A 26,532-nucleotide genomic window follows, 5' to 3' on the forward strand; every position below is an offset into this window, starting at 1 on the left:
GCCCATGCTTTCTGGGCATATAGGTATACCCGCAGGGTGTTTCCCTGTTGCTAACCACTACTATACAGGAAACAGGAAGAAATTGGAAGGAAATTTACTAACTTAATAAAAATTCCTATTTATGCAAAAGCGCCCGGACCACTGCTTCCCTGGTCTTTTCCTCAGCCTCTATGGTAAGCCTTGGCTCATGGATGTCTGCCAGATAATGGGCATCGGAATTGCTTATGATCCGGCACTCCTCCAGATATGGGTTCCTTTTCCTAAGCTCGTGAAGCTTTGTAATATCTTTTACCTCAGCCGTGGCAAACTGGCTGTCAGGAGGCACAAATCCCAGGTTGGAGATCAGGCTGTTGGCGGACTTGTCTATATGGGCCGGAAACATGACACCTCCATAGGACCGGACCAGATCCCATAACTCATCAAAGGAGATATCCACGCTGTTAATAAGAAGATTGGGCACTGTTCCCCATACCACATCTTCCTTATTATATAGCTGCTGTTTTCCAAATATTTCCTCCTTATTAGGGAAGGGCATCAGCCGTTCATATACATATTCATCAAACTCCATGGCCTTATGAAGGCTTGGAAACAGGCACACCGCATGTACTTCCTCCGATGTACAGATTTCCATTCCAGGCACTGCAAGTATCCCGTATTCCTCTGCAAAATGAAGCACAGCCGGACAGTTTTTACAGGAGTTGTGATCCGTCACCGCAATCACATCTAGCCCTTTTAAGGCGGCCATCCCTGCAATATTGGCCGGTGTCATATCATCATCCCCGCACGGTGATAGGCAGGAATGAATGTGAAGGTCATAGGTGAGATTCATCATGAGGCAGCTTTTGATAGATCAGCAGGGCGGCTTCAAAGATGGGCAGTTCTGTTTTAAAAACCGTGATCTCCTGATCCACCGCCTTTTTCACGGCCGCTTCGTCAAGAATTGCCCCCTCTGCCATGATCACACAGGCAGCATCGGCAAGAGAGGCAACTGCAAGGGTATTCATGTTTCCCATCACCGTCACCCATGCGCACCCCTCGGTTGCCCTTCCCATTGCTATGCTTAATAAATCGCAGCAAAACGGCTTTTTGATCTCACGGTCAAGCCCTTCTCCTGCATTTACCACTTCAAATAAATTGCTGTCAATCAATTCCCTTATCGTCATTTCGTTTCCTCCCTTCTTTTCTGTCAAGCTGAGTCATTTCATCGGATATTCTTTGGATATACTTTGATATGACCTTGAATTTCTCATAGCTGTCCCTGTCGCCTTCCACAATATCGGCTGCCAGCCTGGAAACCTCCTCCGACAGCTTATGCACATTGTCCCTGAGGAAATACACGCAGTCCGATTCCACCGCTTCTCCCCGGACGATATCCTCTGCCAGAGCCTTGCAGGTAGGTGCGCCGCAGGAGCCGCAGTCTAAGCCGGGAAGCTTCTTTAAAAGCCGTTCCACCTGATTAAGCCTTGCAAAGCTTTCCATCATGGTTTCCCCTAAATTGAACACCGGCTCGTACTGGACCTCCTTGGTCCACTTCACCAGCTCCTCGGCTCCTGCCTGCATATGGCTTCTTGCCACCGGCATGTACTTCCGGAGCCGTTTTAGCTTTACCTCCGCCACGTACGGGTTTTCCACCGTGAGCACGCCGCCCACACAGCCGCCGTTGCAGGCATTAAGCTCCACAAATTTTAAATTGGTAAATTTCTGGTCCTCCATATCCTCAAGAACCCGGATCACATTTTCAATGCCATCCGCCGCCAGGTAATCCTCGGTAAACAGGCCGCTTGCCTCTCCTCCGCTCCGGCCCCAACTGACTCCGATTTTCCCTGAGGTCCCGATCTCCGGCGGATCCTCTCCCACCGCCTTCATACAGGACAAAAGCCGGGGATATAAATCCTTTATGGCAAGCACCTTGTCCACCTCACTGTGCTCCGTTCCAAGGGGAGACTTTACATAGGTGACCTTTGAGGGACAGGGAGAAATAAAAATGATCCCGATCTTTTCCCTTTCAAGTCCGGTCTTTTCCATGGCTTTCTGGGCTGCCAGAATGGCCGCTACCTCCACCGGAGGGTTTAAGGGCAGCAGATTGGGGATCAGGTTGGGGAACTTGACCCGGATGAGCCGCACCACAGAAGGACAGGCAGTGCTGATGGCCGGAAGTTTGTCCGGATTTTCGCTTAAATACTCCCTGGTGGCCTCGCTTACCAGTTCCGCTGCTGCGCTTACCTCAAATACATCATCAAATCCCATCATAAGAAGGGCGTTTAAAACAATATTCACATCATCCAGATTGTTAAACTGGCTGTAAAGGGATGGGGGCGGCAAGGCCACCGTATATTCATACTGTTTTAAAACCTCCAGTTTATCATATGTGGCATGTTTTGCATGATGAGGACATACCCGGATGCACTCCCCGCAGTCAATGCAGAATTTACTGTTGATCTGTGCCTTCCCGTTTCTCACCCTGATGGCCTGGGTAGGGCACCGTTTGATGCAATTGATACATCCCATGCAAAGTTCTTCATCAAGCCTTACCGAATGATAAAATTTATCCACCTTTTCACCTCATTTCCGTGTTATTGCCCACGCTCTTTGGGCAGAGCCCACCCCGCTTTATCGGGTGTAAAGGTATACCCGAAGGGTATTTCCGCTCACCGCACAATTCGGCGCCGCTTCTTTAAGAAAGAAGCCTTTTATATATTCACCACCATACGAATGGTGGTTCCTTTTCCTATCACCGTGTCGATCTCCATATCATCTGAATACTTTTTCATATTGGGAAGCCCCATTCCGGCTCCAAAGCCAAGAGAACGAACCGCGTCCGGCGCAGTGGAGTATCCCGCCTGCATGGCAAGACCGATATCCGGTATTCCCGGGCCTACGTCATCCAGAAGCATCTCGATCTGGTCCGGAGTTATGTTGACGGTTATCTCCCCGCCTTTTGCATGGATCACCATGTTGATCTCTCCCTCATACATGGCAATGGCAACCTTACGCACCGCTTCCGGGGTGACCCCCATCTTTTTCAGCTTGCTTTTCACATCACTGCTGGCTTCTCCCGCCCTTGTAAAATCATCGGGAGAAATGCTGTAATGAAGTGTTATCATATCCGTCATCAGATGGCACCTCCATGAAGCCCTGCCTCGTAAAGCATGCCGCAGGCCGAGAACATCCGGTGCCCTGTGGACAGGAGGATAATGCCTCGCTCCTCTGCCATCTGCAGCATGGACTCATCGGGCTTTTTCCCCCTGACAAACACAATACAGACAATGTCCAGCATCTCTGCCGTACGGATCACCTGAGGGTTACACAGACCCGTAAGAAGGACCGAATGATCCTTGGAAAACGCCAGCACGTCGCTCATCATATCGGAACCGCAGGCGCTCCGGACCTCCTCATCCAGATGGTCCTCACCTGCCAGAACCCGGGCACCCAATATATCTTTCACATCTCTTACTGTCATATTGACGCTCTCCTTTCCTTCATTCACTCTATTCAAACAATTCGCATCATTATTGATGATTATACCACAAATAGGCCTTCAGGTATAGAAATATTACACGGAAGGTTTGTTATTTTTTTGTCGAATGTTGATTAAACTATAGATTTTTTCTCAATAACATGTTAAAATATCAGATACATTGCATAAGCAACATTTAAGGAGGTTATCAAATGGCTTGTAAAACACAAGGCGTCCAGTTTAACGGGACAAAAGAGCAGGAAGCTGCTTTAAAAGAAGCGATTTCCCTGCTAGGAGACACAAAAGGATCTCTAATGCCTATCATGCAAAAGGCGCAGGAGATTTATGGCTATCTTCCAATCGAAGTCCAGACCATGATTTCTGACGAAACGGGCATACCGCTTGAGAAAATTTATGGTGTTGCAACCTTTTATTCCCAGTTCGCGCTTCAGCCAAAAGGCAAATACCAGATATCTGTCTGTCTTGGAACTGCATGCTATGTAAAGGGTTCCGGAGACATCTTCCATAAGCTTGAAGAAATCCTCGGAATTACCAACGGCGAATGTACAGCGGACGGAAAGTATTCCCTTGACTCCTGCCGCTGCGTAGGTGCCTGCGGCCTGGCTCCCGTCATGATGGTGAACGGGGAGGTTTACGGAAGGCTGAGCGCTGATGACGTTTCTGATATTCTTGCTAAATATGAATAAAAAATCACGCTTATGATGACAGAGATTTCTTTAAATATTCTGGATGTGGCGGAAAATTCCACACGGGCAGGTGCTGCCCTGATTACCATTGTCGTTTCCGTTGATATGGCGGCAGACAAGCTGACTGTTACCATTGAAGATAACGGCTGCGGAATGACAAAGGAACAGGTGCTTCAGGTAACGGATCCGTTTTTTACCACCAGAGGAACCAGAAAGGTGGGCCTTGGCGTCCCTTTCTTTAAATATGCGGCGGAAAGCACAGGCGGAAGCTTTTCCATTGAGTCAGAGCCTGGAACCGGAACAGTAGTGACTGCTGTTTTTGGACTGTCCCACATTGACCGCATGCCCCTTGGTGATATAAACAGTACCGTTGAAACCCTTATCACCTGTCATCCGGACACAGACTTTCTCTATATCTATCGTTATAACCAAGCGTCATTTGAGCTGGATACCAGAAGCTTCCGTGAGATTTTAGGGGATATCCCCTTTGACACTCCGGAGGTATCGGCTTACATAAAAGAATATCTCCGTGAAAACAAATTGGAAACAGACGGAGGCGCGGCCATTTAGGCCCGTCAACATGCAAAATTGGAGGAATAACATGAAGACTCTTGAAGAATTAAAAGCAATTCGTGAAAAGATGCAGGGTCAGGTCAGCATGCGCGGTGAAGATCATGGACGCACACGCATTCTGGTCGGCATGGCTACATGCGGAATTGCCAGTGGGGCAAGACCTGTTCTTAATACATTGTCAAACCTGATTCAGGAAAATCAGATGACAGACCGTTTTTCCGTTACCCAGACCGGCTGCATCGGCTTATGCCAGTATGAACCCATCGTTGAGATTCTGGAACCTGGAAAAGAAAAAATCACCTATATCAATATGACCTCAGAAAAAGCGGAAGACGTTTACAAAGAGCATTTACTGGGTGGTCATGTACTTCAAAACTATACGTTAGCTTCTGCTGACATCAAATAAGGAGGAAACAGGATGTATCGTTCACATGTATTAGTTTGCGGCGGCACAGGGTGTACTTCCTCCGGAAGCCAGCAGATTATGGTTAAATTAAGAGATGAATTAAAGGAACAGGGGCTGGATCAGGAAGTATCCGTTGTACAAACAGGCTGCCATGGCCTTTGTGCCTTAGGCCCTATCATGATCATTTATCCGGATGCCACCTTCTATGCAATGGTAAAGGAAGAGGATATTTCCGAAATTGTATCCGAACACTTATTAAAAGGACGTCCAGTGGAAAGACTGCTTTATGATGAGACTGTGACTCCGGCAGGCATCAAGGCCTTAAGTGATACGGATTTCTATAAAAAACAGCACCGGATCGCTCTGCGCAACTGCGGTGTTATCAATCCGGAAGAAATTGAAGAATACATCGGTACAGGCGGATATCAGGCTCTTGGCAAGGTTCTTACAGAGATGACTCCTGACCAAGTGATCCAGGATCTTTTAGACAGCGGATTAAGAGGACGAGGCGGCGCAGGTTTCCCAACCGGCCTTAAGTGGAAGCTGGCCAGACAAAATGATGCGGACCAGAAGTATGTCTGCTGTAACGCAGATGAGGGCGACCCAGGCGCGTTCATGGACCGTTCCGTTTTAGAGGGTGATCCTCATGCACTTTTAGAATCCATGACCATTGCAGGCTACGCCATCGGCGCTTCCCAGGGCTATATCTACGTACGTGCCGAATATCCCATTGCCGTACAGCGTTTAAAAATCGCCATTGACCAGGCTAGAGAGATGGAGCTTTTAGGCGACGATATCTTTGGATCAGGATTCTCCTTTAACATTGACCTTCGTTTAGGTGCAGGCGCATTTGTATGCGGCGAAGAGACCGCTCTCATGGTTTCCATCGAGGGCAACCGCGGGGAGCCAAGGCCGCGTCCTCCTTTCCCGGCACAAAAAGGTCTGTTCGGCAAACCAACCATCTTAAATAACGTTGAAACTTATGCAAATATCCCTCAGATCATCTTAAACGGCCCGGAATGGTTCGCTTCCATGGGTACGGAGAAGTCCAAGGGAACAAAGGTATTCGCTTTAGGCGGCAAAATCCACAACACCGGACTGGTGGAAGTTCCTATGGGAACCACCCTTCGGGAGATTATTGAAGAGATCGGCGGCGGCATTCCAAACGGTAAAAAATTCAAGGCTGCCCAGACCGGAGGACCATCCGGCGGCTGTATCCCTGTCCAGCACTACGACATTCCCATTGATTATGATAACCTGATTTCAATCGGTTCCATGATGGGCTCCGGCGGTCTGATCGTTATGGATGAAACCGACTGTATGGTTGACATTGCCAAGTTCTTCCTGGAATTCACGGTTGAAGAATCCTGCGGCAAATGTACCCCATGCCGTATCGGTACAAAGCGTATGCACGAAATCCTTGACAAGATCACCAAGGGACAGGCAACGCTGGAAGACTTAGACCGTCTGGAAGAGCTTTGCTATTACGTGAAAGAAAACTCTGCCTGCGGCCTTGGACAGACAGCACCAAACCCGGTTCTGTCAACCCTTAAGTTCTTCCGTGACGAATACAATGCCCATATTATTGACAAGACATGTCCTTCCGGTGTGTGCAAAGCGCTGCTCTCCTACTATATTGATGCTGAGAAATGTAAGGGCTGCACCCTTTGTGCCAGAAACTGTCCGGTAAACGCCATCTCCGGTTCCGTTAAGAACCCACATGTCATTGATCCTGAGAAGTGTATCAAGTGCGGCGTATGTATGGAGAAATGTAAGTTTGACGCTGTCTACAAGAAATAATGGAGGGAAATTGGATCATGGAGAATATCACAATAAAAATCAATGGCATGGAAGTAAGCGCTCCGGCTGGCTCCACCATTTTGGAAGCCGCCAGACTGGCCCATGTTGAGATACCGACTTTATGCTTTTTAAAAGATTTGAATGAAATCGCTGCCTGCCGAATCTGTACTGTGGAGATCAACGGCGGCAGACTGGCTGCTTCCTGTGTATACCCTATCAACCCGGGCATGGAAGTATTGACCAACACGCCGAAGCTGCGTGACTACAGAAAGAAAACCCTTCAGCTCATCCTTTCCAATCACGACCGCTCCTGTTTATCCTGTATCCGCAGCGGAAACTGCGAATTACAGACCTTATGCAAGGAACTGGGCGTTGATGTGGATGATTATTATGATGGCGATAAAACCCCTTCCACCCCTGACGAAAGTTCAGCCCATATGGTCCGGGACAACAGCAAATGTATCCTGTGCCGCCGCTGTTCCGCTGTCTGTGAAAAGGTTCAGGGAATCGGCGTGATCGGGCCCAATGAGCGCGGCTTTGCCACCATCATCGGCTCTGCCTTTGACAAGGGACTTGGGGAAACAAGCTGTGTATCCTGCGGACAGTGTATTGCAGTCTGCCCCACCGGTGCTCTCTATGAGAAGAGCAGCATTGACGAAGTGGCTGCTGCCATTGCAGACCGGTCAAAGCATGTAATCATTCAGACCGCTCCCGCTGTTCGTGCAGGACTTGGCGAAGAATTCGGTTATCCCATCGGAACCAATGTGGAAGGAAAAATGGCGGCCGCTTTAAGAAGACTTGGTTTTGACAAGGTATTTGATACCAACTTCAGCGCCGACTTAACCATCATGGAAGAAGCCCATGAATTCATTGACCGGGTTCAAAACGGAGGAGTCCTTCCCATGATCACCTCCTGTTCTCCCGGATGGATCAAATACTGTGAACACTACTTCCCGGATATGACAGAGAATTTATCTTCCTGTAAATCCCCGCAGCAGATGTTCGGCGCCATTGCAAAATCCTACTATGCGGAAAAAATGGACTTAAAGCCGGAGGATATCGTATCCGTCAGCGTAATGCCATGTACCGCTAAGAAATTCGAGATCGGAAGAGACGACCAGGATGCCAACGGCTCTCCTGACGTAGATTATTCCATGACCACCAGAGAGCTGGCCAGAATGATCAAACAGGCCGGCATCCGGTTCACAGAGCTTCCTGATGAAGATTTTGACACTCCTTTAGGCCTTGGTACCGGCGCAGCCGTTATCTTCGGAGCCACCGGCGGTGTTATGGAAGCAGCCTTAAGAACCGCTGTGGAAAGCCTGACAGGGGAAGAGCTTGAAAGACCTGACTTTGCCGATGTTCGTGGAACAGCGGGAATCAAGGAAGCCTCCTACCGTGTCGGTGATATGGATGTAAATGTTGCAGTCGCTTCCGGACTTGGCAATGCAAGAGAACTCCTTAACAGGGTAAAATCCGGAGAAGCAAACTATCACTTCATCGAGATCATGGGATGCCCCGGCGGTTGTGTAAACGGCGGCGGCCAGCCTCAACAGCCTGGCTCTGTGCGCAATACAACCGATATCCGCAGCCTCCGTGCAAAAGTCCTTTATGACGAAGATGCTGCCAAGACCATCCGTAAGTCTCATGAAAATCCTGCAATCAAGGAATTGTACGAGACCTATCTTGGAGAGCCGGGAAGCAAAAAGGCTCACCACCTGCTGCACACAACCTATGTGAAGAGAAAAATAAACGAAATGTAAACCAAAGACATAAAATGAGCTTTGATCGGTCTTAAAAACCATTCAAAGCTCATTTTTTATGCCATAAATATTATTTTCCTGTTTTCCCTTTTCTCCTAAAGACATACGAAACCGTCGATACCGGTAAAGTCAACCCTTTCTCTTCCGTCAAATGCAGATAATTCCTCCGGGCAAAAGTCTGAATCCGCAGCTTTTGTAAGATATAAAGCGATTAAGTATTCTGATTTATCATAGAATTTTTCTCTTGTATACGAAGCATATAATAAACAGGATTTTTTCGACACCGCACTTACGTCCTCCCTGAAACAATAGGAAAGTTTCTGCCAGCCCGAATACAAAACAATTGCTGTCTGGAATTTTTTCGATTTCCCGATTATGTAAGGAAGACTTCGTTTTTCATATTCAACAATTCCTTCCTTCACTTCCAAAATCCCATCTTCTGCGGGAAGTCCGAAATGCCCTAAAGTCAAAGTAAAAGGTCTGTCATTTACCCTTACCCTGTCTACCCGGAGCGTACCGAAAGGAACTTCCATATCCGCCATATCAACTTTCCTGGTCCTGCTTTTCATGATATCAAAAAAAGCTGTTCTGTACAAAATACCCGCCTCGTTTTTACAAAAAGCAAAGGATGTGGGCACTTCCTTTTCATTTAATTTGTATGCCATCGCTTCCGCCGGGGTTTTCGTCATTTTCTCCCATGGAAGTGCGGAAGAAAAAGCAACTCTTGCATAGGCGGGAAGGTAGTCTGACGACCCGTCAAACATAAATTTGGCGGTTTTTATTTCCGTAATGCCGCTTTCTTTGTGGTTTACGCACCTGATGCCCGGCGCCTCCAGGGTACGGACAAAGTCCTTTGTCTGATCCCAGGGATTTTCCTCTCTCCCCGTCCAGAAAGGATGTTCTTTTTCAAGGTTTAAGCACAAAAAAGCTTTGCTGCACCAAAACGGACTGCTCACACAGGAATAAGACTGAACCATAGGCAAAAACGGACCATAAAAGCCGAGACAGGGAACCGAATTTACAAACATTTCTTCTTTTGTGATAAATTGCAGAAGATTTCCGGACATAAGGCGGCGGGCAGAAGGAAAACTGAAATCAGGAGAGCTGTCATAATTCTTTAAAAATCCGCCTGCACAAAGGGCGGACGACGCACAAAAACGGTAGATCCCGCTCCGCCCCCACAGGATACTTTCGCCTTTTTCACTGAACATTCTCCAATAGGCCGACAAAAATAAACTGATATTCTTTTCAAATACAGCCGCGGCTTTCTCTTCGTATTTATAACCGTAATATTTACACCAAAGCGCCGCATCCAGGATAAATTCCCAGGCACTGTAATAATCAAAGAGATTTCCATCCCGGTACCAGCCTTCCCCCGCATACAAAGAGAGCAGGTATTCCAGGTGCTCCTTATACAGCACTTCGTCTACCTCATAGCCTTCCGTTTTCAAAAACGTAAGCGCCAGTAAGTTAAAAAAGCGCCAGTTGGAATCATATGTTTGATAATGCCCGTATTCGGATAAATATTTTGCCACAACATCCTTCTCTTCCTGCGTATATCTGTCCCAGATCACAGGTTTGGAAATGAGAAGGCTGATCCCCATGATCCCGCATTCCACAGTTTGCTGAAAAGGGCCAGGGCCGCCCTTTTCTTCTATCAGTTCTTGCAAAGTCCCAAACCCTGTTTCAGCCCCCGCTGTCATTCCCTCCACGATTTGACGAGCGTAATAATCGCGTACATTGATTCCGTTTAAAGTCAGGTTTTCCTCTTCCATTATCAGCGGAACCGCCAGACACAAGGATCTTGCCAGACCTTCAAATCGTGCCGCGCCTATGCGCCCCCTCTTATCTCCGGGAGAGGGATAACTTATTTTTTCTTCGCTTCTTGGGGGACATACCGGATCGTCTATGGATTTTATATGGGAAAACAAACCTCCAAGAAGAAACTTTCCCGCTTCCATCCAATGGCTCCGGTCCATTCCGCTGAAAGGGCTTTGTTCATAATTCGGATTTACAACTTCAAATTTCATAAAAACCCTCATCCTTCATTTTCTTCATTGACCGACGATCTCTTTTATGAAAATAAGATTATTTTTAAGCTTCTCATCCGAGCTTTCTTTGCCTGAAAAATCCTCAAAAGTCACATAACCCTCATAGCCTACGGCTTTTAAAGCTTTAAAAAATTTGGAAAAATCCGCATATCCATCGGAAAAGGACGCCCAGTCTGCTTCGTATCTCTCTCCCTTTTTCAGCCAGCAGGCGTTTTTAATATGAACAAGGTCTAAGTATTCCCCCAGGATTTCCAGAGCCATCTGGTATTCTTCCAGGCCTTCGTATATGATATTTCCCGTATCATAGATAACGCCGATATAGTTTGAATCAAAGTTTTTAGCAAGGGCGTAAGCCGCAGACGCGGAAGGAGTGATTGTTCCGTGGTGCATTTCAAAATGTGCTTTTATTCCTGTTTCCTTTGCTTTTTCCTCTACTCTCTGAAAGCCCCGGAGTGTTTCTTCAAACACCTGCTGATAGCCCTTTTCAGGATCATACTTGGAGGCGTTCACACGGATTCTCCCGGCTCCCATCTTTTTGGCAGCCCTCATAACGGAGGCGATTTTATCAATGTCGTCCGTACAAGTAAGATAGGAAGCAAGGGCATTGATCTCTAAACCGTATTTGTCCGTCAACGCCTTTAACTCCTCCGCCTTTTCCTCCACCGTGTTTATATCCACGGTACAGTAATTATTTCTCCAGTAAGACGGTGGTTCCTCTGCAAACTCCTGTTTTATTTCCGTTACCCTGAAATCCACACCGTCATACCCGTACTCCTTCATTTTTTTAAGAGCTTCCTCTATGGTCATTTCAGGAAGGCCCACAGTAAACACAGAATATTTCATGTTTTTCTCCTTTCTTCTAGCCCTTCAGGCCGCTGGTAGCAACCCCCTGCACAAAATACTTCTGCAGCGCAATAAAAATAATAAACACAGGAACAAGTGCAATCACCGCTGCCGCCATCATCCAGGCGTAATTTGTGGAATACATGGTGTTAAAGAGCCTTATCATAAGCTGTATCGTCTTCTTTTCGGTGGTACTTAAATAAATGAGGGGCCCCATAAAGTCATTCCATTCGAAAACAAAAGAAGTAATCGCCATGGTGGCAATCGCGGGTTTTGAAAGGGGCAGCATGATCCGGGCTAAAATCCCGTATTCACTAAGCCCGTCTATTCTGGCCGCCTCTAAAAGCTCATTGGGGATCCCCATATAAAACTGCCGGATCAGGAAAACGCCCATGGCCGTAAACGCATGCATCAATATAATTCCTATATGGCTGTCTACCAGGTGAAATTTACTCATCATAATGTATTGCGGAACCATATAGACCTGCCACGGAATCGCAATCGTAGTAACATAGGCCATAAAGAGCGTGTTCCGGCCCTTAAAATCAAGCTTGGCAAATGCGTACGCAGCAGCCGAAGACGTGGTGATCTGCAAAATCATAGTAGCAAAAGTGAGTTTAAAAGAATTGATAAAGCCTATGGACAAAGGGAATTTTTCCCAGATAACGGTGTAGTTTGACCATACGGGATTTTTCGGTATCCACTTAATCGGATAGGCAAACACGTCTTTTTCCAGTTTTAAAGAAGCAGAAATCATCCAGGCAAAAGGCGTAAGCATAATGAGGGCACAAAAAATCAAAAGTCCATAGATGATAACCAGTTTCATCCCACCTGCGTATTTTTTCATATTCCCACCTCCTATAAGTCGTTGGTGAACTTTTTCTCTACCTTAAATTGCAGCAGGGTAAAGGCAAGCACGATCAGAAACAGAACCATGGAAAGTGCGGAAGCATATCCGAATGCGTTATCTTTAAACGCTTTGTTGTATATGTGGTAGGCCAGGACCTTTGTCGCCGTACCTGGACCGCCCTGAGTTGTGATATACATAATGTCATATGACTTAAAAGTGGAAATGGTAAGCATCATAACCACAAAGAACGTCGTGGGGGTAACCGTAGGCCAGGTAACATTGGTAAACTGCTGGAATCTGGAAGCTCCATCGATCCTGGCCGCCTCGTAAAGTTCCCCGGGTACCCCCTGCAAAGCCGCAAGGTAAACGATCATATAATAGCCTACGCCTTTCCAGACCGTAAGACCGATGATGGTGGGCATAGCCCAGTGTTTATCTGCCGCCCAGCGGGGGGGATTGGCTATTCCTATGGAGCGAAGCACCGAGTTTACCGGACCTGACTGGGGGGAAAACAGAGCCATCCACACGATAGCAATCGCCACTAAGGAAGCCACATAGGGGAAGAAAAGGACCGAGCGGAAAAACACTCTTCCTTTCAGATTCGTATTCATGAGCATGGCCAGAAGCAAAGAAAAAAGCATAGTTACAGGGACTGTGACCACGGTATAATAAATGGTATTTATAAGAACCAGAGAAAATTGGGAATCCTTCGTGAACATCTGTATAAAATTCTTAAGACCTACAAAATTTACAGTCTGACCAAAGTTCCATTCACATAAACTCATAACAAAAGTCAGAATGATGGGGATGAAAGTCAAGATAAAATAGCCTATAAAATTCGGCAGGATAAAAGAGTAAGCCACCAGGTTTTTCTTTCGTCTGTAACTTTTTTTGAGCATAAGCGATACCTCCGTCCGTATTTTTGAAAATGGCGGTCAGGTTTTGACCGCCATTTCATTCTTTCTAATTTCACTTCGCTCCGGCCTCTTTTGCCCTTTCCATGGCAGTTGCAATACCGTCGTCGATGGAAATGCTGTTGGTCATGATATCAGAATGCATTTCTTCTATTACCGTATTGATCGCTTTTGCGTTGGGGTCCATCGGCTGTTCCACAACATAATTGGGAGGTGTCAGGAACTTTGAAAGTCCTTCCGGTGCATTGGGGAAATTCTCCGGTAATTTGTCAAATATGTCCAATATGGACTGACCCTTCCAGCCGGGAACGATTCCCCGCTCCGCAATTACTTTTGCCCCTTCTTCCCCGCAAACATAGCTTAAAAATTCCCAGGCCTCTTCCGGGTGTTCCGAATATGCGCCGATGGAACAGGGGGTGATCCCGCCTATCATATTTTCATATGTATATCCTTTTGAATTAGGCATGGTCACTGCGTCCCATTTAAAATAGTGTTCACTTTCAGGTGTTACATTGCCGGTAAGCATTTCAATATACCAGGAGCCGATTTGAAGCATTGCAACCTGTTCATTGTAAAAAACGCCTGAATAATGGATATTTCCTGTCTTTAATTCCCCGTAATCCTGAATAGACTTATCTTCATTCTGCATTCCCAGGATGGTTTCATAATAAGGCTTCAGTGCTTCATAGGTTGATGTATGCAGATAATTAAATTCATCAATGAACCTGGAATACTGATAAACATTTGACGGCCATGTATGCACATGGGAACCATACACTTTTTCCGCGCCTTCGCCGGAAGTCATTTTCTTTGCAAGATCTCTGTATTCCTCCATCGTCATACCGTCTTTGGGATATTGTACTCCTGCTTTGTCAAATAAATCTTTGTTATAGAAAATCATATTGTTGTCTGTCCGGAAAGGAAGACCGTAGACAACGCCGTCCAGACTTAAAGACTTTTCCGCACCGCCGTATGGCTTCATATCGAAACCGGTGACTCTGTCTGTCAAAGGCTGCAGATGCCCTCCCGCGATCAAAGCGCTCATTTCAGGCAGACCCTTCATAAAAACCACATCATATTTTTCTTTTGCCCCCATCTTGACAACGATGGTATCTGAATATTCTGCGGCAGAAAATTCAACAATGTCAACCTTGATATTGGGATGAGACTTTTCAAACGCTTCCACCATGATGGGATAATACGCTGTGTTTGAATAATCCCAAAGTGAAACTTTAATTGTCACCGGTTCAGCGCCTGCCGCCGTATTCGTCTGCCCTGCAGCAGCCGTAGTGCCCGCCGCCGCAGTACCTGCTGCCGTAGTGCCGGCAGAACCTGAGCTGCCCCCGCAGGCTGCCAGGCTGGCCGCCATAATCCCTGCAAGACCCAATGCTGCAATTTTTCTCAACTTCATAAAACTCCTCCTTTAAATTTTATTGCATTATGTATGCTATCCCACTGATCGCTAAGATTATATTAGTATATTTGCACAATACATTCAAGGCAAAATATTACGATTTTGTGCAAAATCTTACCAAGACAACTCCCATATACTTGACATTTTTTATTACAATCCTATAATAAAGATATGAAAAAGAATAATTTATTTTATAAAACGCTTACATTTAAATTGCTGCTGTATTGTTTTTGTTTGGTTTTGCTTCTGACTTCTGTTTTTTCCTGGCTATTTTATTCTTCTGCAAAAGAAAAATACGAAAGGGAAGTAAAGGAAAGCGTTCTTATGCTCCATACCAATGCCAATTATGGCATAGAAAATAACTTAGCCCAGGTTTCTGCTTTAAATACCGTCCTTTCCGCTAATACAAAAATCACCGCTTTTCTCTCCGATAACGGAAAAGACAACATACGCAATATGTCTTATGCGCTCTCGGCGGTTACCGAAGCAAAGATGCTCTTAAACACGACTTCCATCTCCGGCTACGTCCCCAAAATGCTTCTTACATCGGATCGGAACTCAAGGTACATACAAATCGGTCTTTTTTACGGTCAGATTACCGACAGGGCTGCTTTTGAAAAATTATGCCCCGAAGAATTGGCCGGGCCCTCCTTTCCTTATCCCATAACAGTGAATCCCTTTAATCCGGAATTCTACGGTCAGTACAAACCGGAACAGATACTTCCCCTCCGGTTTCCCGTAAGCAGCTATGCAACAAACCAAAAAATAGGAACTTTTTATATAATCTTAGATACCGCCATACTTGGGGATCCGCTGAAAGGCCTGGAAGAATCCTTTATTCTTCTGGGCGATCAGCTTTATAAAATTGGAAACGCACATTTTTCACCGCTGGATTTTGATGTAAAGCGATTTGATGCTTTGGCTCCAAACTCTCATTTAGTGTCAAAGGAATACAAGGACCTTTATAACGGTACGGTATTCCTTACAAAATCCAAGTCAGGCGTGGTTTTGATAAGCCCTTTAAATGCCCTTCATGGCGATATATTCGTACCTGATTTCAACTTTTTTCTTCCCGCTTTTTCATTGCTTTTCCTTCTGGTGTTTTTCTGGTATCTTTTATTAAACAAACTTGTCAATAAACCGGTGAAGATTATTTACAATCAGGTGTCAAAAATGATAAAAGCAGATTATGAGGTTTCACCTGCATTTACGGGCATTTGGGAATTTGAAGAAATAAGCACTCATATCAACGAACTGGCAGGCGCTTTTCAATTGGCTTTAAATCAGCTAAAGGAGGAAGAAACGCTGAAAAGGAATTATAAATTCCGCCTTTTACAGAACCAGATCCATCCTCACTTCATTTACAACACCTTAAACTCCATCCGTTGGCTGGGGCAGATGAACTCTGTTCCGCCCATTGTGGATATGACAACCTCTCTTTCCAATATGATGAGAGCCGTTTTTAAGAACAATTCCGAATGGTTCCGCGTGGAAGAAGAACTGAACTTTATAAAAGAATACATACATTTGCAATCCTTCCGGTATGCAGATATGTTTACTCCCATATTTGACATTCCGGATCCGGAAGTTTTAAGCGCCTCTGTTTTAAGATTTACCTTGCAGCCTTTAGTGGAAAATGCGCTTTTTCACGGCATAGGACCTGCCGGCAGGAAATGTGAACTGCTGATAGGGGTATATAGGGAAAGTGAAGACCTGATTTTCCTGGTAAAAGACAACGGAGTAGGCCTTACGGTCCGGTCTTTGGATGAAATCACAAGGGAAACAGCAAAAACGGACAGACTTTCCGGCATAGGAATTCAAAACATACACCAGAGAATACAAATGGAATTCGGTGACCAATACGGACTGAACATAGAAAGCATTCTCGGTGAATTTACAAAAGTTACCGTAAAAATGCCTCTGATCTATAAAAAACCGTAAAAGAATATGATTCGTTTATGAAAGAGGAAGAATATGAAATATAAGACCCTGATTGTTGACGATGAACCTTTAGCCCGCATAGGGCTTTCTGGCCTTGTTTGTGAGAACTTCCCTGATTTTGAGATAACCTCTACTGCCGCAAACGGCAACGAGGCAATAGAAATTTTAAAAAAAGAGTCTTTTGATCTGGTCATAACAGACATAAAAATGCCTGCGGCGGACGGATTTGACATTTTAACATACATTCAAAACACAGGAGATAAAAATTCTCCTTTGTGTATCCTCTTATCCAGCTTTGAAGAATTTGAATATGCCCGAACTGCCATGAAATTAAATGCCTTTGATTATCTTGTAAAAATGGAACTGAACAAAGAAATCCTTGAAAAAACTTTAAGCAAGGCAAAAAAAGTTCTGGCTGAGAGAAACACAGAAACCGGCAGGAATGGGCAGGATATTAATCTGTTCACAAACCGTTTTCTCTACCACCTGGTAAGCAGCGGCTACACTTCCGAAGAAGAAATTCTGGATTTCATAAAAATGTACGATCTGGATTTAAAAGCGGAGTTTTATCAGCCTCTGACCGTAGACATACATTTTGAAAAGGAAAACTTAAACAACGGAGCTTACTCCACCTATTTAAATATTTTAAATACTGTAAAGGAGTGCATCGGCCGTTACACAAAAAGCACGGTGATTGCGTACAACCATCAAAGGATCGCATGTATCCTTCTCTTTCATAAAGCAGATGAAATCAATGCCCTGACCAATACGGTTTCAGAAGACATCCGACGGCTTATTAAAATTTTTTTCAGTATCAGCGCTTCCATAAAACCGGGAAAAACGGCCTCTTCCCTTAACGAGATCCACCTTTGTTTTGAATTTAACAAGGAAGAAGCCCCATCCCTTTGTAAGACCTTTGACCTGAATGTTTTCAACAAAAAACTCATAGAATCCCTGGAAAACTTTAATCTTGCCCTTTTTGACCAGACAGTCAGAGTTATGGAAAGCGCCATAGATACCCTGGCATTTGAAGAACTGGTCAATATTGTGTCCTTTATGATACATCTGGTAATGAACTGTATTTATGACGGAGAAAAAATACTTTCGGAAAGCTACAAAAAAGAGGCAAAATCCTATCAGGTTTTATATACCTATCACAAAAAGGCTGAAATCATTAAATATCTGGATGTATTTAAAACTGCAGTAAAAAGCGCAATGCAAAACCAGTTGAACGATCCGAAATACAAGCTGGTCATTCAGGCAAAAGATTATATCAAAAATCATATTTTTATGAAAATAAGTTTGGCGGACACCGCTTCTTTTATAAACGTCAGCCCCAATTACTTATCCGCTCTTTTCAGACAATATTCGGATCTTGGCTTTTCCGAATACATCAATAAGATGAAAGTTAAAAAAGCCCAGGAGCTGCTTGCAAAAAGCAACTTGAAGATTTACCAGGTCAGTGAAGAACTGGGATTTGACAACCCCCAGTATTTTTCAAGAGTCTTTAAAAAATATACGGGACACACCCCTACGGATATGGGGAGATGTGCCCTGAAACAGGAGGAAAATTAAATGATACGCAGCTTTCAAACGAATTCAGTCAGAAAAATTTCAGAACTTTCCGGAAAACTTTGGGACTTCACCCCCTTAGACGGAAAAAACAAGACCTTCCCGGTACCTGTCCCAAGTGCCTGGGAGACTTATCCGGGATACGAAGCTTACAGGGGAGAAGGGAACTATTCCACTTCCTTTACGGCAGGAGGAAACTTACGGCTTCTGTTGAAAGGCGTAAGCCACACCGCAAAAGTTTTAGTAGACGGGACCATGAGAGGAACCCATTACAACGCCTACACACCTTTTGAAATTTTCCTGAAAGGATTGCCCCCAGGAGAACATTTACTTGAAGTCATAGCGGATAACCGGTTTTCAGAAGAAAGCTCCCTGCATATTCCCAACGATTATATGAGTTACGGCGGTATTACCAGAGGTGTGGTTTTAGAAGAGCTTACCTGTGCATACATAAAATGGATCCATATCACGCCTGAAAAACAGGGCGAAACCTGGAAGGCTGGCCTTGCACTTTGTATATCCAATATTTCTGATGAAGATATCACCTTAGATGCAAAAATAACGATACATAAAACAGATTTAAAACTCCCGGACATTACCGTAAAAGCAAATACGGAATCTTTGATACAAACAGAAGTAACCGTATCAGAGGTGGAAGAATGGAGCATGGAAACCCCAAAATTATATGAGGCAGAAGTTACGCTCTTAAAAGACGGTGCAGCCATAGACGACTTAACAGAGAGAATCGGCTTCCGGGAAGTGAAAATAGAAAACAACTCTATCCTCTTAAACGGCAAAGCCGTCCTTATAAAAGGGATCTGCCGCCATGAAGACCATCCCGCATACGGCTGTGCTATCCCCTTTTCTCAAATTGCGTCGGATTTGCAGACAATCAAAGACCTGGGTGCGAATTCCATAAGATGCGTGCATTATCCCAATGATGAAATATTCCTGGATCTATGTGACGAACTGGGAATTTTGATCTGGGAAGAAAACCACGCAAGAGGGCTTTCCGAAGAAGATATGAGGAATCCTAATTTTGAGAGACAGGCAGAAGAAGTGATCCGTGAAATGATCACTTATCACTATAATCACCCCAGCATCTATATCTGGGGCATCTTAAATGAATGCGCCAGCGAAACACCCTACGGCAGGGAATGTTATGAAAAGCAGTATGACCTTATGAGGCAGTTGGATCCTTCCCGCCCCCGTTCCAGTGCAAGCTGCAAATTTAAAACAGATATTTGCTTTGACTTTCCGGAAGTGGTCTCCTACAACATTTATCCGAAATGGTATCACGACGCCCCTGTCCGGGAATATTTAGATGATCTGTACCAATGGGTGCAAACAGAAACCCCTGGAAAAGGCAAGCCCTTCCTGATTACGGAAGTAGGCGCAGGTGCTATTTACGGTTACAGAAGCCCCTCAAAGGTCAAGTGGACGGAAGAATATCAGGCGGACACGCTGGGAGAACAGCTTACTGCCATCTTAGAACACCCCGGTGCGTCGGGGCTGTACATCTGGCAATTCTGCGATGTCAGGATCAGCGAAGAATGGTTCCACAGCCGTCCAAGGACGATGAATAATAAGGGAATCGTGGACGAATACAGAAGGCACAAGCTTTCTTACCAGGTTGTGAAAGAAATTTATACAAGTTATGGAAATTATAAAGAATCATGAGGGGGTTTCAATGCAGATCATGGAACAGTGGATAGAGGAAGTCATAAAAAATATAAGAAAAAAATGGATTGGGTCAGTGATAAAAACAAAGACATCATCCCTTACACCTGCGCAGCAGACGGTTCTTATATGGATATGAGCAAAAAAGACCCCCGGGATCCGAAAAGCGAAGGGATAAACTGGTGGACCAACGGCTTTTGGGGCGGCCTCCTGTGGCTTTTATATGAAGACACAAAAGACGAAAAGTATAAAGAATATGCAAGAATTTCCGAAAAAAAATTAGAAGAATGCTTTGTTGAATACAAGGGGCTTCATCATGATGTTGGATTTATGTATATGCTTACGGCAGTTGCTGATTATAAAATCACCGGCAATCCCCACTCCCGTGAAATCGGTTTGCATGCCGCAAATTTACTGGCCGGGCGCTTTAATATAAAGGGAAACTTTATCCGGGCCTGGAACTGCTGGGATGGAGAACCCCACACAGGCTGGGCGATTATAGACTGTATGATGAACCTCTCTTTGCTCTACTGGGCTTATGAAGAGGATCACGACCCGCGGTATCTTCACATAGCAAACGCCCACGGGGACACGGTCCTGGAAAATTTCATAAGGGAAGACGGCTCCTGCGAACATATCGTGGAATTTGACCCGGTAAGCGGCAGGAGGGTAACTTCTTATGGCGGCCAAGGTTATGAAAAAGGCTCCGCCTGGAGCAGGGGGCAGGCCTGGGCAGTGTACGGCTTTACCATCAGTTACAGCCATACCAAAGAAGAAAAATATTTGGAGGCCGCAAAAAAAGCGGCGGATTATTGCATCTCCCAGATTCCTGAAAACGGCATTATACCCATTGATTTTAAACAGCCAAAGGTTCCTGCCCTGGAAGATTCCTGCGGTGCGGCCATTCTGGCATCAGGCCTTATAGAGCTTTCCAGGCAAATACCTCCAGGCCAAAGTACCAGGTATGGGGACGCGGCACTCTTACTGCTGCAAACACTGGCAGAGAATAGAAGTGACTTTACAAAAAAATGCGACGCCATTTTGAAAAACTGCTCCGCTTCCTATCATGAAAAAACACACCATATCCCTATGGTCTATGCAGATTATTTCTTTGTAGAAGCTATATATAAATTAAATGAGACAGGACGGTTTATGTGGTGAGATAAAACCGTGTCAAGGAGTGTGTTCTCTTTTATTGAATTCTTTCCTCTGTTATGCATGAATTTCCATGAAACGTCCATATTAATACTGTCCTCCGGGAAAAAACACCGGAAGATAGTATAATAATGGAGGGAATAATATATGAGCCCAAAGGAATTAACTTATATTGAAGATGCTCTTGGCCATGAGAACTTTTTAAAAACCCAGTGCCAGGAAGCAGCACAGAATCTGCAGGATCCGGAATTAAAAGCTTGCGCACAGCAGCTTCTTCAGAAACACCAGCAGATTTTTGACAGCTTCTATAACTTAGTGTAAGGAGGAATCACATATGGATGACAAGTGTATTATGGAAAACCTGCTCCACACTACAAAGGGAGTGTGCGACTTATACCTGCATGGGACCATCGAATCCCCAACTATGAACGTGCATCAGACATTTGACGGCGCATTAAACGACAGCCTGTGCATGCAGAGCGATATTTACAAGAAAATGTCCGCAAAGGGATGGTACACCACAGATCAGGCAGAGCAGCAGAAAATTTCCAAAGTTAAAAACCAGTTTGCCGGGATGTAACAAAAAGGCTATGGGTGTTCCCGATCAGGGATCATCCATAGCTTTTACTTTGTTCTTAATGTCTGTGCATAGGTACTTCCTGAAGCCCCTGGCTCTTTAAGTTTTCATGAACTTCCCTTTTATCTGCCTGACCGATGAGTAGATCCCGGGCTTTCTTCGCCTCGTTCTCCCCCTTATACCTGCTGGGACCGCCTACACAGCCTCCCACACATGCCATGCCTTCTATAAAATCTCCTGGAAGCCTTCCCACCTTAAGCAGCATGAGGGCCTTCTTGCATTCAATTGCCCCATTGCATTTTAAGACTTCTATATCCGTATTTCCTCCAGACTCCTTTAAGCATTCCAGAACAGCCGCCGTTACACCGCCGCCATTACCAAAACGTTTTCCAAAGATGGATCCTGCCTGGTAAGCGTTTTCCTCCGGCTCAAGTTTCACGCCCTTTGCCTCCATCATTGCATCAACCTCTCCCAGGGTCAGGGCATAATCTGCATTGTTCTTAATATTCAAATCCAGGGTCTCGCTTTTCTTGGCAATACACGGTCCAATGAATACGGTGACCGCCTCAGGGTTCTTTTCCTTAATCATCCTGGATACGCCGCACATGGGGGATACTGTGGTGGACATATTGTCAAGGAGCATGGGATAATGCTGCTTGATCATATTCACAAATGCCGGACAGCAGGAAGTCGTCATTTTCTTGCCTTCCTTATGGGCTTGTGCCCATTCTTCCGCTTCTGCGGCAGCGGTTAAATCGCCGCCTAATGCAAGTTCAACCATATCCTGGAAACCGATCTTCTTTAAAGCCGTTCTCCAGCTTGCCATGGTGATTTCCGGGCCGTACTGGCCTTCTGTCGAAGGAGCGACCATGGCAACCACAGGTTTCCCGGCATTAATGAGGTTGATGACATCTACTAAAAATGTCTTGGAATCAATGGCTCCAAAGGGACAGCCATGAATGCAGGCTCCGCACTGGATGCATTTGCTCTCGTCAATGACCACAATGCCGTTTTCATCCATTGTGATTGCATCTACAGGACAGCTTTTCTTGCAGGGACGGGTTAAATCAGCAATGGCGTTATAAGGACATGCCTGAGTACATTTTCCGCATTCCTTGCATTTATCAGGATCAATATAGGCACGGTCACGTCCCATGCTGATGGCACCGAAATTGCAGGACCCCTGGCACGCCTTGCCCATACATAACTGACAGTTATCAGTTACCACATACCGGGTAATAGGACAGTCTTCGCAGGCAGAACTGATGACCTGAACCACGTTTTTCGTGTCCTTTCCGCTGGGACAGAGGCCTTCCGCCAGGCGGATTCTCTCTCTGATGATTTCCCGTTCCCTGTAAATGCAGCAGCGAAACTGGGCCTTAGGGCCTGGAATGATCTGATAAGGGATCTCATTCCTTTTTTCCTCCAATTTTCCTTCCCATGCAAGCTCCGCCACTTCATTTAATACCTGATGCTTTATGCGAAGTAATGTTGCATCATTAGTTGCCATATTTTTCCTCCTTGTAACTTCCACGTTCTGTGGCCGTGTGAATATCTGCCCCGATTTAATAATAGGTTACCGTAACCCTTTTCCCCATTTCTTCCACTACGTGCTTTAATTGCTCCACAAGATTCTGGCGGATCCCTAAGTCAAAGGGCAGGCCAGGGTTCTGATAAGCGCTGTTAATGGCCTTTCCCACGTACAATTGAAGCTCCGTACAATCCTCAATGATCATCTTTGCTACCATGGAAGCCCCGTTTGGCTTATCCAGCTCCAGGAAAAACTCTTCTGTAACGGATTCATTCTTTACATAACGCCTTAAAAGCTTTAAGACCCTGTTTAAGGTCAAAACGCCTTCCGTAACCAGTTCAACTCCATCGATATGAGCAATGGGCGGAATATCCGGATCATCGTAATCCAGAGAAACAGTCAGATTCTTTTCCGTCACTCTGGAAACAATATTGGCACTGGTCCCGCCGCAGACGATCTTCTTGATGGTATCGTCTCCTGACAGGAAATCCTTCACCATCTCGCTGTCATCCTCCGGCTTCCTTGGAGGGCCTGTCATCAAATGCACCGGCTTTCGGTCAATGATCCTCATGACGGCAACCGTAGTATCATCACCAGGCTGGTACTGGTACAGTTCGTCACAGGCACGGCTTAAAACAGCGGCAAGCCGTACTGCGGATATGGTCAGGCGGTACTGCTTTACCGCATAGGAAGCAATATCATCCCACAGCCAGCCAAAGTTTAAAAGCCGGCCCACTCCCGCATGGATGGTCCCGTCGCTCATAAGGATCAGGGCATCCCCTTTTTTTACCTTGAAGCGGTATTCATTGATACTCTTATCCCGGATAACCCTGGTGTTGTTTGGGATGGGAACCAGGTTCCCGTCCCGGATAAAGACACAGCCTGGATTATCAAATTCCACCAGATAGGCTTCTCCGTCATGAAATACCTGAAGGATGCTGAAGGTGGAATAGGCCACCTGGCGCACCTGGCATACAGGAAGCGTCTCTACAATGGTCTCCACACACTCTTCCAGGGTCGCACCGTTTAGGAACATGGTCCCAAGAATCTTGGAAGTCATGGTCGCCAGAATGTTGGCCTTTACTCCGCTGCCCATGCCGTCGGCCAGAATCATGATATTGGAGTCCTCTGTCTGCAAAAGTTCTACCTTATCTCCGCACAGCACTTCCTTGAATTTATTCAGGCTTTTGTATGCAACATCAACGGTTACTCCCATCACTTGACCTCACTTTCACTTCCCTCATCCAATAAGGATTTGCAAAGTTTTGTCAGCGTGGTCTTGGTCTCCGCCGTTGTTTCTCCTAAAAGACCTGCAATCTCCTGGGCCACCATCATCTGCTTGTGGATGACCTTCTGAGCCAGATCAATGGTTTCCAGCTTCTTTTCGTACTCTTGTCTGGCCTGCTCTTCCTCTTTGGTAATGTCTATGAAGGTGGCTAATACCACGTCTTCCTTTTCAATGTAAATGATATTCTGAAGAGTGGAAAAACGGTATTCCCCATAAGTCACCTTTTTTCCATGGATCTTCTGATGGGTTTCATAAACCCACTGGAAATCCGAAGGATCAATGAGCTCATATAAATACATGGCCAAAGCTTCCTGCCTGGTTTTTCCAAAATACCGTTCTCCCACTGCAGAATACTCTAATATTTTCATATCTTTATCAACAATAAAAACAATATTAGGAGAGGTTTCCATCACCAGATTGGATAAGGATTCCGCCTTTTCATGCATAAACGGAATGCACATGTTAAGCTCCGCCTTTTTCTGGAAAACCGCTATGGCCTTTTCCCTGCAGGTGGAATAGCCGCAGGCGCCGCAGTTTAACTCATCCTCCGGCCTGATCTTACTTGTCATTTTCAATATCTGCTGGATCTGGGCTTCTGTTGGAAGCACATCTCTGGGGGCCCGGTCCAGGAACCGCTTTCCAAAGGAAATTCGTTCCATGACAGGGTCCAGCTCTTCCCATGGCACCGGTTCCTTTTCTATGGCATCTTCCATATCCAGCTTGATTTTGAATCTGGATACGGTTTCATCTTCCACAGTAGGGCCCTTGATACAGCCCCCGGAGCACATATTCATCTCAATAAAGCAGCCCTTGATCCCTCCCCGCATCATGCTTTCGCACAGATCTATGCAGTTACGGCATCCATGGACATAAAACTTCCGGTATGTGTCCCGCCCCTCTTCCGTGGCAAGAACAGAATTTACCACTCCGTTGGTAACCGGATAAAGGCGGTTGACTCTTGGGTTTCTGTTGGTAAAGGGAATATCCTCGCAATCTTCAATGGTGATTTCCTCTTCGGAAAGCCATCTGGAAATATCATTGAAATTCAGGACAGCATCAATATAGCCGTCGTGGCGGGGATCACCGGCTTCCTTTTTCTTTGCTATGCACGGCCCCAGGAAAACCACCTTTACCTCACGTCCCAGCTCTTCTTTTAACATCTTTCCATGGGCAATCATAGGAGATACCACAGGAGCCATATGAGGAATAAGCTGGGGATAATAGATCTCAATCAAATCGTTGACGCTGGGACAGCAGGTGGTGATGATGTTTTCCATCTCCCCCTCCATTAAAAGCCTTGCATATTCCGCCGTTACCACAGCCGCTCCCTCGGAAGTCTCCCTTACGTCAGCAAATCCCAGCTTCCTAAGGGCCCCGTTTACCTGGCCGATGGATTTATAGCTTAACAGACCCATATAAGAAGGAGCAAGGGAAATGACCGTGGGGATGCCTGCGTCAATATACCCCCTTACCAGTTCCAAATCACTTATGAGAGTCTTTGCAGACTGGGGACAGACCTGCATGCATTTTCCGCACAGCACGCATTTATCCGGCATAATCTCAGCCCGCTCATCCTTAATCATGACTGCCTTGACTTCGCAGTTACGGATACACTTATAGCAATGCTTGCACTTTGTAGCCTTGAAATCAATGATTCCCATGATTACAGCCTCCCCATGATCTCTTTGTCAAAAAACTCCTTTGTATCTTCCGGTTTTAAGGAGTATAATTGACCCTCCACGGTTACACAGACACCGTTTACGCAGTCACCGCAGCAAAAGGAACCGTTTAGATCTACCTTACCATCCAGGTGGTTTTCCTTTACAAGGGTCTGCAACTGGGCGATAATTTCTCTGGAACCCTTTAAATGGCATGCGCTCCCTATACATATCGTTACTCTCATGAATATTCTCCCTCCAAATTTGTACCTTGCATTTGATTGCCCTTTTGGGATATTATCGCATATCGTTATATTTTTATCAATATTTTTTTACCGATTTCCTGTACTTT

General features: G+C 45.6%; 25 protein-coding genes. 11 read left to right on the forward strand and 14 right to left on the reverse strand.

Features of this window, described 5'->3' with window-relative positions:
- Positions 1-115: 115 nt before the first annotated feature.
- The 5 genes from ACYVD3_RS07995 to ACYVD3_RS08015 form a co-directional block, all read right to left on the reverse strand.
- On the reverse strand, positions 116-832 hold the full coding sequence (locus ACYVD3_RS07995) for a PHP domain-containing protein (protein ID WP_460641992.1): 717 nt from the start codon (positions 830-832) through the stop codon (positions 116-118).
- Complete coding sequence (locus ACYVD3_RS08000; protein WP_460641993.1) at positions 813-1,163, reverse strand: hypothetical protein; 351 nt, start codon at positions 1,161-1,163, stop codon at positions 813-815. Before ACYVD3_RS08000 ends, ACYVD3_RS07995 begins: the two co-directional genes overlap by 20 nt.
- Complete coding sequence (locus tag ACYVD3_RS08005; protein WP_460641994.1) at positions 1,141-2,553, reverse strand: [Fe-Fe] hydrogenase large subunit C-terminal domain-containing protein; 1,413 nt, start codon at positions 2,551-2,553, stop codon at positions 1,141-1,143. The genes ACYVD3_RS08000 and ACYVD3_RS08005 overlap by 23 nt, the downstream gene beginning before the upstream one ends.
- 137 nt (positions 2,554-2,690) lie before the next feature.
- On the reverse strand, positions 2,691-3,113 hold the full coding sequence (locus ACYVD3_RS08010) for an ATP-binding protein (protein ID WP_460641995.1): 423 nt from the start codon (positions 3,111-3,113) through the stop codon (positions 2,691-2,693).
- On the reverse strand, positions 3,113-3,460 hold the full coding sequence (locus ACYVD3_RS08015; protein ID WP_460641996.1) for a DRTGG domain-containing protein: 348 nt from the start codon (positions 3,458-3,460) through the stop codon (positions 3,113-3,115). The genes ACYVD3_RS08010 and ACYVD3_RS08015 overlap by 1 nt, the downstream gene beginning before the upstream one ends.
- Before the next feature lie 209 nt (positions 3,461-3,669).
- On the opposite strand from ACYVD3_RS08015, the gene ACYVD3_RS08020 reads away from it, so the two are divergent.
- The 5 genes from ACYVD3_RS08020 to ACYVD3_RS08040 are packed head-to-tail and all read left to right on the forward strand — an operon-like array spanning position 3,670 to position 8,706.
- On the forward strand, positions 3,670-4,164 hold the full coding sequence (locus ACYVD3_RS08020) for an NADH-quinone oxidoreductase subunit NuoE family protein (RefSeq protein WP_460641997.1): 495 nt from the start codon (positions 3,670-3,672) through the stop codon (positions 4,162-4,164).
- 12 nt (positions 4,165-4,176) lie between these two features.
- A complete protein-coding gene (locus ACYVD3_RS08025) occupies positions 4,177-4,734 on the forward strand; it encodes an ATP-binding protein (protein WP_460641998.1) in 558 nt (185 codons plus the stop codon).
- A gap of 31 nt (positions 4,735-4,765) precedes the next feature.
- Complete coding sequence (locus tag ACYVD3_RS08030) at positions 4,766-5,143, forward strand: (2Fe-2S) ferredoxin domain-containing protein (RefSeq protein ID WP_460641999.1); 378 nt, start codon at positions 4,766-4,768, stop codon at positions 5,141-5,143.
- A gap of 12 nt (positions 5,144-5,155) precedes the next feature.
- On the forward strand, positions 5,156-6,943 hold the full coding sequence (nuoF, locus tag ACYVD3_RS08035) for an NADH-quinone oxidoreductase subunit NuoF (protein ID WP_460642000.1): 1,788 nt from the start codon (positions 5,156-5,158) through the stop codon (positions 6,941-6,943).
- Positions 6,944-6,960: 17 nt separating this feature from the next.
- Positions 6,961-8,706, forward strand: coding sequence for an NADH-dependent [FeFe] hydrogenase, group A6 (locus tag ACYVD3_RS08040; RefSeq protein ID WP_460642001.1), 1,746 nt, complete (start codon positions 6,961-6,963; stop codon positions 8,704-8,706).
- 95 nt (positions 8,707-8,801) lie between these two features.
- Here the strand turns inward: ACYVD3_RS08040 and ACYVD3_RS08045 are convergent, their stop codons facing one another.
- The 5 genes from ACYVD3_RS08045 to ACYVD3_RS08065 all read right to left on the reverse strand — a co-directional run bounded on the left by ACYVD3_RS08045 (position 8,802) and on the right by ACYVD3_RS08065 (position 14,775).
- Complete coding sequence (locus tag ACYVD3_RS08045) at positions 8,802-10,736, reverse strand: DUF2264 domain-containing protein (RefSeq protein ID WP_460642002.1); 1,935 nt, start codon at positions 10,734-10,736, stop codon at positions 8,802-8,804.
- A 24-nt stretch (positions 10,737-10,760) separates the two neighbouring features.
- Positions 10,761-11,600: a sugar phosphate isomerase/epimerase family protein gene (locus tag ACYVD3_RS08050; protein WP_460642003.1), complete on the reverse strand. Its 840-nt coding sequence runs from the start codon at positions 11,598-11,600 to the stop codon at positions 10,761-10,763.
- 16 nt (positions 11,601-11,616) lie between these two features.
- Positions 11,617-12,447, reverse strand: coding sequence for a carbohydrate ABC transporter permease (locus ACYVD3_RS08055; RefSeq protein WP_460642004.1), 831 nt, complete (start codon positions 12,445-12,447; stop codon positions 11,617-11,619).
- 11 nt (positions 12,448-12,458) lie between these two features.
- On the reverse strand, positions 12,459-13,349 hold the full coding sequence (locus tag ACYVD3_RS08060) for a carbohydrate ABC transporter permease (RefSeq protein ID WP_460642005.1): 891 nt from the start codon (positions 13,347-13,349) through the stop codon (positions 12,459-12,461).
- A gap of 70 nt (positions 13,350-13,419) precedes the next feature.
- Complete coding sequence (locus ACYVD3_RS08065; RefSeq protein ID WP_460642006.1) at positions 13,420-14,775, reverse strand: ABC transporter substrate-binding protein; 1,356 nt, start codon at positions 14,773-14,775, stop codon at positions 13,420-13,422.
- Positions 14,776-15,102: 327 nt separating this feature from the next.
- On the opposite strand from ACYVD3_RS08065, the gene ACYVD3_RS08070 reads away from it, so the two are divergent.
- From ACYVD3_RS08070 to ACYVD3_RS08095, 6 genes are all read left to right on the forward strand, one after another.
- Positions 15,103-16,719, forward strand: a complete 1,617-nt coding sequence (locus ACYVD3_RS08070; protein ID WP_460642007.1) for a sensor histidine kinase — start codon at positions 15,103-15,105, stop codon at positions 16,717-16,719.
- A 33-nt stretch (positions 16,720-16,752) separates the two neighbouring features.
- Positions 16,753-18,294, forward strand: a complete 1,542-nt coding sequence (locus ACYVD3_RS08075; RefSeq protein WP_460642008.1) for a response regulator transcription factor — start codon at positions 16,753-16,755, stop codon at positions 18,292-18,294.
- Positions 18,295-19,971 carry a glycoside hydrolase family 2 protein gene (locus tag ACYVD3_RS08080; protein ID WP_460642009.1) on the forward strand — a complete coding sequence of 559 codons (1,677 nt, stop codon included), beginning with the start codon at positions 18,295-18,297 and terminating at the stop codon, positions 19,969-19,971.
- Between the two features lie 63 nt (positions 19,972-20,034).
- Positions 20,035-21,132 (forward strand): glycoside hydrolase family 88 protein, encoded by a 1,098-nt coding sequence (locus tag ACYVD3_RS08085; RefSeq protein WP_460642010.1) that lies wholly within the window; start codon positions 20,035-20,037, stop codon positions 21,130-21,132.
- A gap of 141 nt (positions 21,133-21,273) precedes the next feature.
- Positions 21,274-21,447 (forward strand): hypothetical protein, encoded by a 174-nt coding sequence (locus ACYVD3_RS08090; RefSeq protein WP_312446786.1) that lies wholly within the window; start codon positions 21,274-21,276, stop codon positions 21,445-21,447.
- 13 nt (positions 21,448-21,460) lie between these two features.
- On the forward strand, positions 21,461-21,706 hold the full coding sequence (locus tag ACYVD3_RS08095) for a spore coat protein (RefSeq protein WP_460642011.1): 246 nt from the start codon (positions 21,461-21,463) through the stop codon (positions 21,704-21,706).
- Between the two features lie 55 nt (positions 21,707-21,761).
- On the opposite strand, the gene ACYVD3_RS08100 is transcribed toward ACYVD3_RS08095, so the two are convergent.
- From ACYVD3_RS08100 to ACYVD3_RS08115, 4 genes are read right to left on the reverse strand one after another with little or no spacing between them, the layout of a single operon-like run.
- Complete coding sequence (locus ACYVD3_RS08100) at positions 21,762-23,213, reverse strand: 4Fe-4S dicluster domain-containing protein (protein WP_460642012.1); 1,452 nt, start codon at positions 23,211-23,213, stop codon at positions 21,762-21,764.
- Between the two features lie 55 nt (positions 23,214-23,268).
- A complete protein-coding gene (locus tag ACYVD3_RS08105) occupies positions 23,269-24,450 on the reverse strand; it encodes a SpoIIE family protein phosphatase (RefSeq protein WP_460642013.1) in 1,182 nt (393 codons plus the stop codon).
- Positions 24,450-26,183 (reverse strand): [Fe-Fe] hydrogenase large subunit C-terminal domain-containing protein, encoded by a 1,734-nt coding sequence (locus tag ACYVD3_RS08110; RefSeq protein ID WP_460642014.1) that lies wholly within the window; start codon positions 26,181-26,183, stop codon positions 24,450-24,452. Before ACYVD3_RS08110 ends, ACYVD3_RS08105 begins: the two co-directional genes overlap by 1 nt.
- 2 nt (positions 26,184-26,185) lie before the next feature.
- Positions 26,186-26,425, reverse strand: coding sequence for a (2Fe-2S) ferredoxin domain-containing protein (locus tag ACYVD3_RS08115; protein ID WP_460642015.1), 240 nt, complete (start codon positions 26,423-26,425; stop codon positions 26,186-26,188).
- Positions 26,426-26,532 lie beyond the last annotated feature (107 nt).

Source organism: Lacrimispora brassicae, from assembly GCF_054772055.1.